We start from the raw sequence: 15586 nt of genomic DNA on the forward strand, positions 1-15586 counted from the left end.
ATCTCCGTAATGTATTCAAAACTCTACTTATTCACTGATAAAATGCATATTTTCGGAGATATCTATTTTCTATATTTAATTAATGAAAAGGCGTGCAAAACTGAAATTTCGCACGCCTTGAACCAAAAATAAAATAACTTTATTGATTTTCTATTGCTTACTCTGCAGCTAATCCAAGTGAATTATCGGTTAGTCACTTCATCATCTGTTTGTACATCTAATGGAACACGCTTGCTTATTCCCAAAGCATAATAACTAATAATCACGATGCCCAGGAAAACAATCCCTACAATAAGCGAAATACGTGTTTCATCATTAAACCACATACCAATTAATACCATCATTAAGAAGGCAATCGTCAAATAGTTTGTAACAGGAGCAAATGGCATTTTGAATGGATGTTTGTCCATTTCAGCACCTTTTTCTCTTCTGAATCGAATTTGACTAATAAGGATGACAAACCATGGGATCATACCCGGCAGCACACTTGCACTGTATACGTACACAAATATCTTTGGAGGCGCAATATAGTTTAAAACAACACCAATTGCTAAACCAATTAGTACTGCAATCGTTCCATATAAAGGCACACCATTACGAGAAATCTTCGTAAAGAATTTTGGCGCTTGACCATTCACTCCCAATGTATAAAGCATTCGGCCAGCACTGAAAATACCGCTATTACAGCCAGACATCGCTGCTGTAATTACGACAAAGTTAATAATGCCGGCTGCTGCCGTAATCCCAATTTTCGCGAATGTTGATACAAATGGGCTTCCAAGAGTATCAAGCTGATCCCACGGAAAAACAGTGACAATTACAAAAATAGCACCAATATAGAAGATTAATATACGCCAAATAATACTTTGGATCGCGCTTGTTAACGTTTTTTGCGGATTTTTCGCTTCTCCAGCTGTAATTCCGATGAGTTCGACCCCTTGATAAGCGGCAATAACAAGAGATAGTGCAAAGAAAAATCCTGACCAGCCACCTGTAAAAAAGCCGCCATGTGCCCAAAGGTTAGATAATCCGGTTGCGTCTCCTGCGTTTCCAAATCCGAAGAAAATAAGACCAATCCCTGCAATAATCATCAATACAATTGTTACAATTTTAATCATCGCAAACCAAAATTCAAATTCACCAAATGATTTAACAGAAATTAAGTTTGCTGCACCAAGAATCACCATTGCGATGATACCTGGTATCCATGCAGGCAAATCCGGGAACCAGTACTTCATATACGCTCCAACCGCAATAATTTCTGACATCCCTACGACAATCCACTGAAACCAGTTACTCCATGCAGTTAAATAACCTGCTAATGGATGTATGTACTTATGGCCAAACGTTGCAAATGAACCTGTACTTGGCTCTAAATACAACATTTCTCCCATTGCACGCATAATAAAAAAGATAAATATTCCGCAGATTGCATAAGCAAGCAGTACAGACGGACCCGTCCATTGAATGGTGCTGGATGATCCCATAAATAAACCAACACCAATCGTACCGCCCAAAGCAATCATCTGAATATGACGGGATTCCAAGCCTCTCGTTAATTCTTTGTTTGCCATTCCATTTCCTCCCCTTGCACTACTAATCACCCAAATTTGAAGCCAAAAATGTTAAAACTCTCACTATTCGGTATCGAAATGATAAAGCAGGCATCTCTTAATTCATTCTAGTTAGAAAAAAAATAATGATCTTAATCGCCAAAATACTTATTTTATGATAATAAACTTCTCTAAAAAACACAAATGTTTTTTTCAGGAAAACACTTACCCATCAATATTATTATCCATTAATTACTAAACAGCAAAAAGAATATACACAAAATTTTTTTATTTTAATACAACACTTTTACTCACCTTTTCTACATATACAAAAAGTTCTTACTAAAAAAGAGGCTTTCCCAATACATAGGAAAGCCTCTCACCCTAAAAAATCAGCCAAACATTTCGTCTAGAATTTTAATTTTCGCTTCAGTATAGTGCTGGAAGCTATCGTTATAGGATTTTGGATCCTTTGGATTTGCAAATTGTGTAATTTTTCCTGTCTTAGGATCCACAAATTTGCTTGCAGCACCGCACCCAAGACCGATAATGGATTGCTGTTCTTCCATTATCATAATGTTGTAGATGCTGTCCTGCCCTTCAAGCGCATACCCTACGTTTTCCAGATTGCCAAGTATGTTTTTTTGACGGTACAGGTAATAAGGGGCGTATCCATGCTCATCCGTCCATATTACGGCATGGTCCATCATTTCTTCAATTTCCTCACGGCCCGCTACTTTGTATTTTTGTTTATTCCTAGTCATTTCAGAAGCGCGCTTAAACGATAATGTATGGACGGTCAGTGATTCTGGCATCAGTTTTTTTGTTTCTGAGAGGGTGTAATCAAATTCCTTTACTCCTTCACCAGGCAGACCGATAATCAAATCCATGTTAATGTTGTTCATGCCCATCAGACGGGCTAAGTGGAATTTATCAATCGTTTCCTGGACAGAATGATGCCGGCCTATTGCTTTCAGGGTTTCATCAATATAGGATTGCGGATTAATGCTGATCCGATCAATGTTCCATTTTTTTAAAACGTTAAGCTTATCTTCTGTAATGGTATCAGGGCGTCCTGCTTCCACTGTCAGTTCGCGGATGTTATCAACACCTGGAAAAGCCTTAAACATTTCCTCATACAGCATATCCATTTCTTCTGCAGTAATGCTTGTTGGAGTACCGCCGCCATAATAAACCGTTGTGATTTTGATTTTTTTCTCTTTCAGCCATTTTCCCATCTCACGTATTTCATAATGCAATCCGCCAAGAAAAGAATCGACAGAGCCCTGTCTGCCGCCGATTGCGTAAGCAGGGAACGTACAATATGCACATTTTGTAGGGCAGAACGGAATCCCTATATAGATGCTTACTTCATGTGAAAGATCATATAAATCAGGAACAACACTCAATTGACGATCAACGATCCGCTGCATGAGCTGAATTTTTTCATCTGAGATCAAATACTCTTCTGAAAGCATTCGATGCGCTTCCTCTTTGGTCATGCCTTCACGCAATTTTTTATGAAGAAGTTTGGTTGGCCGAATGCCCGTTAAGATTCCCCATTGCTGAATCATGCCTGTGTAATCCTGAAGCATGTTTAGATACACGAACACAAGTGTATGCTTAACTACCTTGAATTTTTCTTTATCACTCAATTCAGCAGAGATGACTTTCTCATGCTTGGCATGATTTTCTTTTCCATGCTGATCTTTCAGCGTTCCGTGAATCATTACTTTGTCATTGCTTACGTCTATTTTAAAAGCAACACTTACATCTGCTGCAGCTTCCTCGAACAGAAGCTCAGTTTCTTCATAAAACAAGTTGGAAATTAACTGAAGCGGCCGATGAAAACGGTCATCGTTTATGCCATTTATATTAAAACGCAAGACTCTCACCTTTATCTTCTTTTAGATTCAAAACTTCCTTAAGTGTACAAAACAGAAAGGATATGGTCAATGATAGACATAGAAAAACAGATGGCTTATTTTAGACGCCATCTGTTACTCTTTATGATATAAGTATAAAATTTTGCGCAATGATGTCTAACTCATCGCCCTACTCCTCGGCCAGAACAAATCCGCAGGAAAAGTCAAACCCGGACTTTTCTGCCGGATTCTTTTCTGTCTGTCGGAGCTAAACGGCCAAGTCCGCTTTTCTTTTGAAGCCGGTCTTACAGCACCCATTTTTTTATCGCTGCAGCCACTCCATCTTCATCGTTTGATGCAGTCACCCAGTCTGCTGCTTCTTTTACGATATCCTGGGCATTCCCCATTGCAATACCGAGTCCGGCTTCTTTAATCATCGCGATATCATTCATGCTGTCCCCGCAAGCCATTACATTTTCCATTGAAATGCTAAGCAGGCTGCACACTTTCTCAATTCCTTTTGCTTTGTTGATTCCAATCGCGTTTACTTCAATGTTTGTCGGACTGGAATTTGTTATCTCAAATGCCTCTCTGCTGCGAAGTTCATTTAGAATCGTTTCCCTCACCTTGTCATCCTTAATTTCATATCCAAACTTCAGCCACTGATATGCACTCAGATCCTCTGGCATTTCATCAAAGAAAACTCTTTCCGTACTAGTTGCCCAATATCCTGTCTTATGTGTTTTTGATAAGTCATACATCCACGTCATCAGGTCATTGTGGACAATATTCCGTTCCACCAGTTCACCATGTTCGTCCCAGATTTCACTTCCGTTTACGGTTACTAAATAAGATGATAAACTTAGCGATTTTGCCAGATCTCTGAGTGTTGCCATGCTTCTTCCTGTACTGATGACAACATGTATTCCTTTTGCCTCAGCGTCTTTAATGGCTTGTCTGTTTGCTGCTGAAATTTCTTTTTCTTCATTCAGCAGCGTTCCATCCATATCCAAGGCTATGAGTTTTATATCCATATGTAATTCCTCCTGTATCTTGTTGACCCTTTACATAGGATACCATTTTCCTGCTGGATATACCAAAGAGACATCCCTAAATCAAGCTGAATACACCATCATGTATCTTGTCTAGTTGGCTTCAACAGACTCCAGTGCCATGTACTCTTTAAATGAATAAGTGAACAGCTTGCGTTTAATTCTCCCCTTGTCACCTATGAGCCTGTACCAGCTTTGTCCAACATAAAATTGATTAGAGAGCAAAATTTCTAAAACATAAGAAATCCGATCATTCGCTTCTTCATTTTCAATGTTATTTTTACAAGAAAGTGCCATGACAAAGTATGATTTCTCTGGATCTAGTTCAAGCAGCTGCATGTGATAACAATCTCCCTGTTTCCGATTAAAATCATTCAGCACCTTTTGAAGACTCATTTCGATTTCTATTTCAAATTTGCTCGCTTCGCTCCAGCTTACTATCAATGAGTCATAAAGAGACAGGGTCAGGATAAAATGAGATGCATACTCGCCGGCATTAAATTCTTGACTTGTTTTCTGTTCATCCGTAGGCAATATAATAAATTTTTCGTAATTTGAAAAAAAGTCCCCTTTCATCTCTATACCTTCTTTCTGTAGTTAGTAACGATAATCTTGCCAAGAAATTAAAAAATGATTTCTCTTTATTATTTCTAAATGAAATCGAAAATCCCTTCGTTCTTTTGCAATAAAAAAATGAGCTGTCTTGTTCAGCCCATTTTCTCTCTCCTCTTCTATATAAGATCCAGCCATTCTGGAGCCCGATCATCCGTTGCTAAAATGAAGTCCGTATGGATATAGTCCGAACCAAACATCTCATGCAGATCTTCCATTTTTAATTGCTCAGCCATAATTAACTCGTCGTTTTCCTTATAGATGAAAATGGTAAAATATTTCGTTAAAAATGAAAAGAATTCGTCTGCATCAAAACCGGTTTTATCAAAATACTCACTGTTAAATTCGATGAATCCGATGACAGAAGCGCTTTTTTCAAATAGAGAGGTCATTCCTTTTAAGACAAAAGCTTCATATCCTTCTACATCGACTTTAAATAGAACTGTTTCATCTGCCATGTCCTTGTTAAATAACGAATCAACAGTTATTGATTTTACTGACACCTTTTCAACCATCTGATGAGTTGGCATGTACGAAGCTGAGGATGTTCCTGACCAATGATTATCTACAAAAAACACCTTATCTTCTCCGTCTTTATCAGAGGCAAACGCATGAACAATCGTGATTTGCGATTTATTAGGATGTGCATCTCTCGAACGATTTATATATGTAAGCAAATTTTGATTTGCTTCGATTCCATAAATCTTCGTATGGGCAGGATAGGCTGCTGAAAAAATGCATTCGCCATAATTTACACCGATATCGATAATTGTATCTGGTCTGTATTTTTCTACAGCTTGCCGCCAAAAATGAAGAAGTCTCTTCTGAGTAACTCCATTGCTGATAAGCAAAGCTCTGCCGCGGTTCTCCTCAGAATTAACATAAAGGATTGTTGTGGAAGGCAGCACAATTTTATTTGGAATTTTATTAATATCCAGCGTTTTGTATTTCATTAAGATTCCAAGGTCAATTAACCCTTTCCAAATCTTCGGGTAATGCTCCCACAATTTCATAAAAAACGGCTTACGAACAGATGCTTTATTTATCATGATGTGCCCCCCTTATTTAGCATCATTATAACTTCTTATTAATCTATAGATATCCTTTAAGAAAGGATACAGTTTAACAAAGAATTTACAAATGGCTAATAAAAGAGAGATTGAGAACTGCCCTGACCTTATTAATTGTTTCAGGCGAATGATCCGTGGACACTGAAATTTTCATTAAGTATGGAACGGAAAAATCTATTTTGAAATTCTATGAAGTGCTTTTTTCAGGAATAAATCAGATTTTTTCCTCTATTCACCGTTTTGAAGCACCTTTTTCTCCAAGGAGCCACTTTTTCTTGCTCCATTCATCACACTTTTTTACAAGGTATAGCGATTTATTTAGGGTCAATTAACAAGGAAAACAATTTCCTAAGCAAATAAAAAAATCCACAGCTTCTAACACTGTGGAGAGGTTTTATCGATCAACCTTCAGTTTATCCAAAAACTCAATTCGCTGCTGCATTCTGAAGTGTTCTTTTATCATATAAGAAACTCCTTGATCATCGTTATTTCGGGTGATCCAATCTGCCGCTTTTTTTACCTCAAAAGGTGCGTTGCCCATTGCAACTCCAAGACCAGCCATTTCAATCATCTCTTTATCATCGTCTGAATCTCCGATGGCGACCATTTCCTCAGGCGCAACTTTCAAATGCTGACCGAGCCATCTTAAGCCGTTTCCTTTTGAAACTCCTTTTGCAGTAATTTCAAGGACATTACCGCTTTTCAACCGTGTCACAATGCCTTCAAATGCATCAGAAAGGACTTTCTCTGCCTCTGTGCACAAGTCTTTCCCCGAAAAATACACTTCAATTTTTGGCGCTGCAAGCGGCTCATCTCTTAAGTTTTCTCCAAGGGAATCGACGAATTGCACTGGATAGAACAATGGATCCGTCGGGCTTAACAATGTTTTGCCTACGATATTGGAAGATACTTTCTTGCGGTTTCCGAGAGAAAAACGTTCATGGACAATGCGAACATTGCAGTCAAAGGTTTCGAGAACTTGAACAAGGTTAAATGTTTTTTCTTCGGATATTCTATTTTCATAGAGTGATCTGTCAACCTTATCAGATATAAACGCACCGCTATGCGTAATCAAAATATTGTTTATTTTGAGCGCTTTTGCAAGCTTTTTTGCCGTCTGAAAGTGCCGGCTTGTAACGAGAGTGACATAGACTCCCTTTTTTTGCACAAAATCGATCGCTTCCCTTGTAGAAGGTTGAAGTCGGCCGTTGGAACGAAGCAGCGTTCCATCAATGTTTAACGCAAGTAGTCGGTAGATCACTGTGAATCCCCCTTCAGCTGATGTCTAAACTCTATTATGAGAATATGTCCCTGCCAATAGAAATAGAACAGCGCAACCGCATGCTATGGAAATGGCACTCTGTATATTGAAAACAGTTCCGCGAAATAATTCGCAGAACTGTTTTATAGATAAAACCCCAGTATTTGTTTTTCTCCCAACCACTGCTTAAGAATCTGTTACCCGCAGATTCCTTTAAATAAATGGCTAAGCGATTATCCCCATAATCGTTTGCCATTATTGAATAAATAAATTAAAACGCTTACATATATTATTGCAAGTTCTCATCTATTTGACAAGAGATTTCCCTAAAAAAAATGTAAGCGTTTTATAATTTGTTCTATTCTGAAAAAAAACAGAGCGAATAATTTATTCACTCCGTTGATTATTTTACTGCTGAAGACTACCATAAAGCTCTTCAAGCGGCTTCATAATAATTTTATTCAATTCGGCAATCGTCATGCTCATGCGCTGTTCTGCTTCCATCAGCTTTGAAATTTTGCCATGCTGCTGAACAAGTGCTACAGATTTTTGAGCCTGTTCAATTTCTTCTGGGGAAATTTCTTGTCCTGACATCTGTTTTTGCTGAAGATTTAATTGGATATCTCTGAAGCTTTCAAATAAAGTTCTTGCTGATTCGTCCGCATTCACTTCATCATAAAGTTTCTTCAGTGTTTTAAAATCATCACTTTCACGAAGTGCTTTTTCAAGATCATAGCCTAAATCATATACATTTACTGCCATAAAAATTCCTCCTAACATCTTTTCGCGCTTGCCATTTAGCACCTTACAACTATAACAAACTATTCCGAGTTTTTCATTTCGAACCTAATCAACAAACATTTTCCCTATTTGTTCTGCGAATGCTTCCCGCCATTTCGGAATCAGTTTTGGTGTAAAGGGAAATTTAGGATTGTGAGTTTAAAGAGCATTTTGATGGCAATGTGGTCTGGCCCCTATTGCAGCTATAAAAAAAATCAATGTATGTCCTGTCATATCCATTTATCTTCCAAAATATCACCGATTGAATCATTTTACATACGATGCTCATATCAGCATCTGCCTATAAGCTTATTATAGTGCTTGCGAGAACCGTGAGCAAATGAGGGTTTCCTATGAATATAGAAAAAATAGCTGTTTCATCCGCACTTTCACCTCAATATGGGAAATGCATTCAAATCAGTTATGCTTTAAAAGAAAAGCTTAGAATACCATTGAGTGATGAACCGGTAAAAGTTATCTGCGGAAGGAATAGTATTTTTGCGATAATCGTATGTATTAACGAAGAAAGTTCACATGCTGCTATTCACGAAGATTTGTTAAAGGAATTGTCGCTTCCCATCCACTCATTTACGTTCAGCATGAGCTACAATGATCAGAAAAAAACTCTTGAACTTGGACCTGTTATTGCTGTATTAACTGAGTTTAATCATCATGTGCAGCCTCTTTCATTGGGGAGCATTGATTCGTTTTGCAGAGAACTTGCATCCTGCTGCACTGAAAAAGGATTCTTCTTTTATGTTTTTTCCCTATCTGATTATCAAAACGAAAATATGAAAGGGTTCATTCTTGAAAATAATGAATGGCAGCAATGTGCTGTTCCATATCCAAGTGTTGTTCATAACCGCATTCACTCCCGAAAACTTGAACATTCACATAGGTTTCTAGAAATAACAGCAGATTTTATTCAGTTTAAAGTTCCATATTTTAATGACAGATTCCTCAATAAATGGGAAGTCCACCAAATATTAAACGCAGCTCCACACCTTGCTCCGTTTATTCCCAGAACAGAACTGCTGGAATCAAGGATCGTTCTTGAAAACATGCTTGAGCTTTATCCATCTGTGTTTCTAAAACCGATTAATGGCAGCCAGGGCAAACGTATTTTTAAAATCTGCCATTCAGTTGAAGGTTTTGAACTTGATTATTCTACTTTTTCAGGACATCTTCTCAGAGACTATCTCTCATTTCACGATCTTTTCCAAAGCCTGCTGCCCAGAATCAGGAAAGAGGGGTTTATCGTTCAAGAGGGAATTGATCTTCTAACTTATGAAAACAGGCCGATGGACTTTCGGTTTTTATGTCATAAACAAAATTTTCACCAGTGGAAAATTTCTTCTGCAGTGGCCCGTGTTTCAGCAGAAAATCAGTTCGTTGCCAATTTAGCACGAGGCGGATCGCTATTTTCCATTAAGGATGCGCTCTCTTCTTCATTCGAACGGTCAGAAGCCGCCCATATTCGAAAGCTTCTTAACGAACTTTCCATTGAAACTGCTGAGGCTCTGAGCTTATATGCCAGCGGACATTACGGTGAATTTGGAATAGACCTTGCCATTGATTCAAGCGGACATCCTTGGATCATTGAAGTCAATACAAAGCCTTCTAAAAACGCAGAAGAACGCAATACAAAGGCAGCAAGACCATCCGCTTGCGCGATCATTGATTACTGCTTGTTTCTCTGCAATTTTCAAAAAGATAATCATGATCCTAAATTATCAATGTATTAAAGCAAATTAAAGAATCAGGAGGTGTTTCATTGAATCATTCATATGACATCATCATCTCTCCAATCACTTCAAAAACAATAATTCTGCCGGCTCTAGCCGCACATGAGATCAGCGAAGATATCACTCAAGTCATATTTGGTACAGCATGTTCCCCTTGCCATGTCACTTTTAAAGAAAACGGCAATTCGATTGAGATTGCTAGAGACTTAGCTGATAACCTGAAACTTTCTTACGGGAAAACCAAAATATTTTTTCATCGGAATGCAGTCTACCTTGGCCCTCTTATCGGTATTTTCACGGCTGGTTTTACTGATTCTATTCTGCGTCCAATTGGAGATCGCTCTTTATTTTTCGCAAAATATTTGACTGCACAAAAGTCTTTGGGGATGTTTGCTTTTGTCTTTGGCGCTCACTTGATTAATTGGGAGACGGGCAGTGTGAACGGTTATATATTTGAGGACGATGGCTGGCGGCAAATTGAAGTTCCCCTCCCAAATGCTGTGTATGACCGCTTGCCAAATCGCAGAATGGAAGATCACCGTGCCTTAAAGATCGTAAAGGATCGACTAACAACAGAGTATGGAATTCCTTGGTTCAATCCAGGCTTCTTTGATAAATGGACCATTCATCAGCTGCTTTTACCGTACGCTGAATCATCACAATATCTTCCGGACACAAAGCTTGCTCCAACCTTAGAAGACATAGAAGAAATGCTGCAGATTTATAAAAGTGTCTATTTAAAACCGAGAAACGGTAGCATGGGACATGGCGTATTCCAGTTAATTTTTTCACAAAGTGAAAACGTCTATTACTGCAGATATCGTTCGAAAGATGAAGATAACATTCTTCGGAAATATAAGACTCTTGATCTTTTCTTGAAACACTCATTTGGAAATCAGGTGTTTGACGATTACCTTCTTCAGGAAAGAGTAAAGCTAATGAAGATAAATGGTCAGCAGGTTGACTTTCGCGTTCATACAAATAAAGACTCTGCAGGTATTTGGAATGTTACTGCAATTGCTGCCAAAATTGCTGGAAAAGGCAGTATAACAACCCATTTAGATAATGGAGGAATGGTTAAAACATTAAAGGAGCTTTTTAAAAATGAAGATGAACGCCGTTTTGCCTTTCATTCTCTGACCGCTGCAGCAACCTTGATCAGTGAAACAATTGATAGGGAAATCAAGGGATTTATTGGTGAGATCGGTTTCGATTTAGGCATAGACTCCTGCAAAAAGGTATGGCTTTTTGAAGCGAACTCCAAGCCCGGGAGATCAATCTTTTCCCATCCATTGTTAAAAGAAGCTGATCTCCTTTCACGTCAGCTTTCATTGCAGTACGCAACTTACCTTTCAAAAAAAATCATTCAAGATCCTGAGTCTTTATACGAATGAGTCTGATTAACGCAAAGCCTATTGTTGGTATTTTGACAGGTGAAGGCGGCAGCGGGAAAATTTTCAACGGAGATGGACAGTTCTTCAAAGCCATACAGCATAAAGCAAGAGAAGCAGGCAGTTTTTGTTATGTATTCACCCTGAATGGTGTGAAACCCGATCAGATTGAAGGGCTGATTTACAGCAGAAACAAACAGCAATGGGCAAAAATTGCATGCCCTTATCCTGATCTCATCTATAATCGGCTTTCCACTCGTAAGGAGGAAGGATCACCACTCTTTCAGAAGTTTAAAGAGCGAATAATGGCTTCAAATATTCCATTCTTTAATCCTTTCTTTTTTGATAAGTGGAACGTTCATCAAGTACTGTCCAGGGAACTATCAGCATACCTTCCAGAATCTCAAAAAATGGATACTGCAGCAAACCTTTCTGATTTCCTTTCTGACCATCCAAAAGCCTACTTAAAGCCTGTCAAAAACAGCCAAGGTAATGGAATTTACCGAATACAATCTCACGGAACTTTCCTTGATCTCACTTCACTTGACGGAATTTCTGAACGATTTTACATTCAGCATTCAGCAGAAAAAATGGCACCTTTTTTTAATGATTATATGATACAAGAAGAGATTGCTGCAGATACGCTTTATGGCAGAAAGTATGATTTGCGTGTGATTGCTTTGTTAAATAAAAATGATTTTCTTATTTCAGGGATAGGCATTCGTCTGGCAGGCAACAATTATCAGCTGACAACCCACGTTCCAAATGGAGGATTTATTCTTCCATTTGAGTTGATAGCAGATCGTGTTAATCTTAAGGAGATGCAAATCCTTGCAAACAGTGCAGGCCATGCCTTAGCTTCTGCTTTTGGACTGATCGGAGAATTTTCTATGGATATCGGACTCACATCCAAAGGACCAATTATTTATGAAGTGAACAGCAAACCAATGAGTTTTGATGAGGTCCATATTCAAGAACACCGCATCAATCAGCTCGTTTCCCTCTTTCTGCAGTTATCAAAAGGTACATCTTCACTTCGATCTCAATATCCTTTAAGATGAAATTATAAAGGAGCGATGAATGAGATGATTACACATTTTCAATGGAAACCTTTATTCAAACAAACGAATTTGCCTGGATGGAGGGTCTCCTTTTATTTTAAAGGAACTCATTTTGATGCGATCTACCATAAAAACGGCGAAATCGAGTGGGGAACAACCTCACCTGCATCCGAGGATGAAGAAATCATTCGTTCTCATATCCATGAGTTAATGCTTTTTCATGTTTATGATGGTTAAAATTGGTTCCTTCTTCGCAAAATAAAGGTACATAATGAAGGAGGGTGCATGATGAAAAACAAGGATACGAATGAAAGAAAAGATACGGAGTATGAAGGCAGGGATAAAGCTTATCTTGATATCGACCGGATGATAAACGAAGGGCTGTCAGGCGGTTCAGTTCATATGCGCTACGATTCAGCCAATATTGAAGAGGCACGCGACCTTGAACAAGAAGAACCTCCCTTAAATCATGAGAGCTAGGCTATCGCCAAGCTCTCTTTTTTTTATATAATAGAAGGGCAGGGAAAGGAGATAGAATATCATGATCGACAAATTAGCAGCTCATTATAGGGAAGCCTTCTCTCTTGCCTATGCTCAGGATCATAAGGATTACAAATGGTTTAAAACAGACGAGGGTCAATTGTTCGGCATAAAAAAAAATAAACTTACAGAGCAAGAGGATTGCTTGCTTTCTGCTCTATATGCATCATACGATACAGATACAGGATTTCGGGAGAATAGCAGCAGCGCTGAGAGATGGCTGAACTATTTATATGGAGAAAACGATCCGCCCTTTATACCATCATCAAACAGCATCCGGTGTTATTACTTTTACAGCAAACACCAAATCATAGACAAACAGAATTTTGAAGAAGCGATGCAGGGATCGATTCCAACCTCAACCATTCTTTGGATTAGCCTTCATAAAGGTATTATTATTGAAGAAAATTCTGAACCTATTATCGATAAAGAAAGTTACAATCAGTGGATTGATACCTTTACGAGTGATTTTTTCATCGAACTGCATGTTTACATTGGACAGCTTCAAAAAATGAACGAATCTTTAAAATTAAAAATAATGGCAGAGCAGCGTTGCTTTGAGACAATATATAAATCATACAGCCGCAGAAAATGCATGACCTTCTATGAAGCACTGCCGATTCTGAATTTTGATAAAGAAAATCTGATTACCGAGCATTCCTTTTCTGAGTTTCTTGCAGAATCACTTGAGGATGGAGAGCTTGTTCAGACTCTGAACGTTTTTTTTGAATGCAACTTGAATGTATCCCTTACAGCAAAAAAACTCTACATGCATCGGAATAGCGTACAATATCGAATTGAAAAATTCATTGAAAAAACAGGTATGGATATTAAACATTTTCATGAAGCAGTAGCTGCTTTTCTGGCGCTTCAATATAAAGGACACTGCTAAAAATTGGACGCTGTTCATCTTGCACGAAAACCCTTACATTTTTTTGTGCAACCTGTCCATAGGCTTATCTTCAGAAATGAATTACACTGAATCTATAAATAAAACGTTTTCATTTTCTGAGGAGGAATCCAAATGGCTGAGCTTAAACTAAATAATATTTATAAAATGTATGATAACAAAGTAACAGCGGTAGAAGATTTTAACCTTCACATTCAAGACAAGGAATTTATCGTATTTGTTGGTCCTTCAGGCTGCGGTAAATCAACGACTCTTCGTATGATTGCAGGTCTTGAAGAGATTTCAAAGGGCGATTTCTCAATCGACGGCAAACGCATGAATGACGTTGCACCAAAAGACCGTGACATTGCGATGGTATTCCAGAACTATGCACTTTACCCACATATGTCCGTATATGACAACATGGCATTCGGACTTAAGCTTCGCAAGTTCCCTAAAGAAGAAATCGATCGCCGCGTAAAAGATGCTTCACGCATTTTAGGCCTTGATCAATATTTAGACCGCAAACCTAAGGCACTATCCGGCGGTCAGCGCCAGCGTGTTGCACTTGGACGTGCAATCGTTCGGGATGCAAAAGTATTCTTAATGGATGAGCCATTATCAAACCTGGATGCTAAATTACGTGTGCAAATGCGTGCTGAAATTTCCAAGCTTCATCACCGTCTGCAAACAACTACAATTTACGTAACACATGACCAGACAGAAGCAATGACAATGGCAACACGCCTTGTTGTTATGAAAGACGGAATCATTCAGCAGGTTGGAGCTCCGAAAGAAGTATATGAAAAGCCGGAAAACCTTTTCGTAGGCGGATTTATCGGTTCACCATCCATGAACTTCTTCACAGGCACATTAACAGAAGGCAAGTTTTCAATCGGAACGCAATCCATTGTTGTTCCTGAAGGCAAAATGAAATATTTGCGTGAGCAAGGCTACGTAGGAAAAGAACTTATCATGGGCGTGCGTCCTGAAGATATTCATGATGAGCCAGTTTTCATTGAATCTTCTCATGGATCTAAAGTTGAAGCTAAAATTGAAGTATCTGAGCTTATGGGTGCTGAAACGATGCTCTACTCAAAAATTGACGGACAGGACTTTATCGCTCGTGTTGATTCCCGTACAGATGTGAAGCCTGATCAAATCATTCAGCTTGCTCTTGATATGAATAAAGCTCACTTCTTCGACAAAGATTCAGAATCTCGTATTCGTCCTGCAAGCGAAAAATAAAATATTCGGGTAAAAGCTGTCTGAGATACTTTTCAGACAGCTTTTTTATTCCTGAATCTCTATCATCTCTTCATGCAGACAATTGCTGCATGAGAACAAATGAACACAATGATGGACTTCAAGTGAGTCAATTGCTCCATCAAAAAGCTTCATTGTTTCAATTTCCATATATGCGCTATATGCATCCAAGTAGTCAGTTATTTTCCCATGATCCATCATGAATGTTTTACAATTTGGACAGCTCGCATACGTATTAGACTGAAACCCATTACATAAATGACACATGTACATTTTTATCACCTGCATGTATATACTTACTTCCTCTTATATCTTCCCTTACTATCTTTCACTTTATGTAACTGCATCATTTCCATAATATTTACCATTTTCACATGTGCATATATTCTCTGGTTAAATCCATAATACGTAGTAACAACAGTTGAACAACCCACCGCATCTTATATGATGGGTTAGCCGAGCAAGGCCATGAATCTTCAAGATTCATGCACTGGTGCAACT

General features: G+C 38.4%; 15 protein-coding genes. 7 read left to right on the plus strand and 8 right to left on the minus strand.

What is annotated here, in order from left to right; all coding sequences use genetic code 11:
• Positions 1-182: 182 nt before the first annotated feature.
• The 7 genes from CYJ36_RS12505 to CYJ36_RS12535 all read right to left on the minus strand — a co-directional run bounded on the left by CYJ36_RS12505 (position 183) and on the right by CYJ36_RS12535 (position 8175).
• Positions 183-1574 (minus strand): amino acid permease, encoded by a 1392-nt coding sequence (locus CYJ36_RS12505; protein WP_180850276.1) that lies wholly within the window; start codon positions 1572-1574, stop codon positions 183-185.
• 371 nt (positions 1575-1945) lie between these two features.
• The gene (locus CYJ36_RS12510; RefSeq protein ID WP_101567611.1) at positions 1946-3439 is read right to left on the minus strand and encodes a coproporphyrinogen III oxidase; all 1494 of its coding nucleotides are present in this window, start codon (positions 3437-3439) and stop codon (positions 1946-1948) included.
• 284 nt (positions 3440-3723) lie between these two features.
• Positions 3724-4452, minus strand: coding sequence for a Cof-type HAD-IIB family hydrolase (locus tag CYJ36_RS12515; RefSeq protein WP_101567612.1), 729 nt, complete (start codon positions 4450-4452; stop codon positions 3724-3726).
• A gap of 111 nt (positions 4453-4563) precedes the next feature.
• A complete protein-coding gene (locus CYJ36_RS12520) occupies positions 4564-5046 on the minus strand; it encodes a hypothetical protein (protein WP_101567613.1) in 483 nt (160 codons plus the stop codon).
• A 155-nt stretch (positions 5047-5201) separates the two neighbouring features.
• Positions 5202-6131, minus strand: coding sequence for an FkbM family methyltransferase (locus tag CYJ36_RS12525; protein ID WP_101567614.1), 930 nt, complete (start codon positions 6129-6131; stop codon positions 5202-5204).
• Between the two features lie 415 nt (positions 6132-6546).
• Positions 6547-7413 carry a Cof-type HAD-IIB family hydrolase gene (locus CYJ36_RS12530; RefSeq protein ID WP_101567615.1) on the minus strand — a complete coding sequence of 289 codons (867 nt, stop codon included), beginning with the start codon at positions 7411-7413 and terminating at the stop codon, positions 6547-6549.
• A 408-nt stretch (positions 7414-7821) separates the two neighbouring features.
• Positions 7822-8175 carry a YlbF family regulator gene (locus tag CYJ36_RS12535; protein ID WP_101567616.1) on the minus strand — a complete coding sequence of 118 codons (354 nt, stop codon included), beginning with the start codon at positions 8173-8175 and terminating at the stop codon, positions 7822-7824.
• Between the two features lie 371 nt (positions 8176-8546).
• Between CYJ36_RS12535 and CYJ36_RS12540 the strand changes: the two genes are divergently transcribed.
• The 7 genes from CYJ36_RS12540 (at position 8547) to CYJ36_RS12570 (ending at position 15067) form a co-directional block, all read left to right on the plus strand.
• On the plus strand, positions 8547-9938 hold the full coding sequence (locus CYJ36_RS12540; protein WP_101567617.1) for a YheC/YheD family endospore coat-associated protein: 1392 nt from the start codon (positions 8547-8549) through the stop codon (positions 9936-9938).
• A 29-nt stretch (positions 9939-9967) separates the two neighbouring features.
• The gene (locus CYJ36_RS12545) at positions 9968-11332 is read left to right on the plus strand and encodes a YheC/YheD family endospore coat-associated protein (RefSeq protein ID WP_101567618.1); all 1365 of its coding nucleotides are present in this window, start codon (positions 9968-9970) and stop codon (positions 11330-11332) included.
• Positions 11329-12390, plus strand: a complete 1062-nt coding sequence (locus CYJ36_RS12550) for a YheC/YheD family protein (protein WP_101567619.1) — start codon at positions 11329-11331, stop codon at positions 12388-12390. Before CYJ36_RS12545 ends, CYJ36_RS12550 begins: the two co-directional genes overlap by 4 nt.
• 24 nt (positions 12391-12414) lie before the next feature.
• Entirely contained in the window at positions 12415-12627 is a 213-nt protein-coding gene (locus CYJ36_RS12555; protein ID WP_101567620.1) for a YheE family protein, read from the plus strand.
• Positions 12628-12675: 48 nt separating this feature from the next.
• Positions 12676-12870: a hypothetical protein gene (locus CYJ36_RS12560; RefSeq protein WP_101567621.1), complete on the plus strand. Its 195-nt coding sequence runs from the start codon at positions 12676-12678 to the stop codon at positions 12868-12870.
• A 61-nt stretch (positions 12871-12931) separates the two neighbouring features.
• Positions 12932-13822 carry a PucR family transcriptional regulator gene (locus CYJ36_RS12565; RefSeq protein WP_101567622.1) on the plus strand — a complete coding sequence of 297 codons (891 nt, stop codon included), beginning with the start codon at positions 12932-12934 and terminating at the stop codon, positions 13820-13822.
• A 132-nt stretch (positions 13823-13954) separates the two neighbouring features.
• Positions 13955-15067 (plus strand): ABC transporter ATP-binding protein, encoded by a 1113-nt coding sequence (locus tag CYJ36_RS12570; protein ID WP_101567623.1) that lies wholly within the window; start codon positions 13955-13957, stop codon positions 15065-15067.
• Between the two features lie 45 nt (positions 15068-15112).
• On the opposite strand, the gene CYJ36_RS12575 is transcribed toward CYJ36_RS12570, so the two are convergent.
• Positions 15113-15286, minus strand: coding sequence for a hypothetical protein (locus tag CYJ36_RS12575; RefSeq protein WP_257962467.1), 174 nt, complete (start codon positions 15284-15286; stop codon positions 15113-15115).
• Positions 15287-15586 lie beyond the last annotated feature (300 nt).

Origin of the sequence: Bacillus sp. UMB0893 (genome assembly GCF_002858905.1) — a bacterium.
In the GTDB taxonomy this organism is placed as follows: Bacteria; Bacillota; Bacilli; order Bacillales; family Bacillaceae; genus Bacillus_P.

Coding starts and splice junctions, on each gene's coding strand:
- CYJ36_RS12505 (WP_180850276.1), bottom strand. CDS start 1,574: ATGGCAAACAAAGAATTAACGAGAGGCTTGGAATCCCGTCATATTCAG.
- CYJ36_RS12515 (WP_101567612.1), bottom strand. CDS start 4,452: ATGGATATAAAACTCATAGCCTTGGATATGGATGGAACGCTGCTGAAT.
- CYJ36_RS12520 (WP_101567613.1), bottom strand. CDS start 5,046: ATGAAAGGGGACTTTTTTTCAAATTACGAAAAATTTATTATATTGCCT.
- CYJ36_RS12525 (WP_101567614.1), bottom strand. CDS start 6,131: ATGATAAATAAAGCATCTGTTCGTAAGCCGTTTTTTATGAAATTGTGG.
- CYJ36_RS12535 (WP_101567616.1), bottom strand. CDS start 8,175: ATGGCAGTAAATGTATATGATTTAGGCTATGATCTTGAAAAAGCACTT.
- CYJ36_RS12540 (WP_101567617.1), top strand. CDS start 8,547: ATGAATATAGAAAAAATAGCTGTTTCATCCGCACTTTCACCTCAATAT.
- CYJ36_RS12550 (WP_101567619.1), top strand. CDS start 11,329: ATGAGTCTGATTAACGCAAAGCCTATTGTTGGTATTTTGACAGGTGAA.
- CYJ36_RS12555 (WP_101567620.1), top strand. CDS start 12,415: ATGATTACACATTTTCAATGGAAACCTTTATTCAAACAAACGAATTTG.
- CYJ36_RS12560 (WP_101567621.1), top strand. CDS start 12,676: ATGATGAAAAACAAGGATACGAATGAAAGAAAAGATACGGAGTATGAA.
- CYJ36_RS12565 (WP_101567622.1), top strand. CDS start 12,932: ATGATCGACAAATTAGCAGCTCATTATAGGGAAGCCTTCTCTCTTGCC.
- CYJ36_RS12570 (WP_101567623.1), top strand. CDS start 13,955: ATGGCTGAGCTTAAACTAAATAATATTTATAAAATGTATGATAACAAA.
- CYJ36_RS12575 (WP_257962467.1), bottom strand. CDS start 15,286: ATGATGGATCATGGGAAAATAACTGACTACTTGGATGCATATAGCGCA.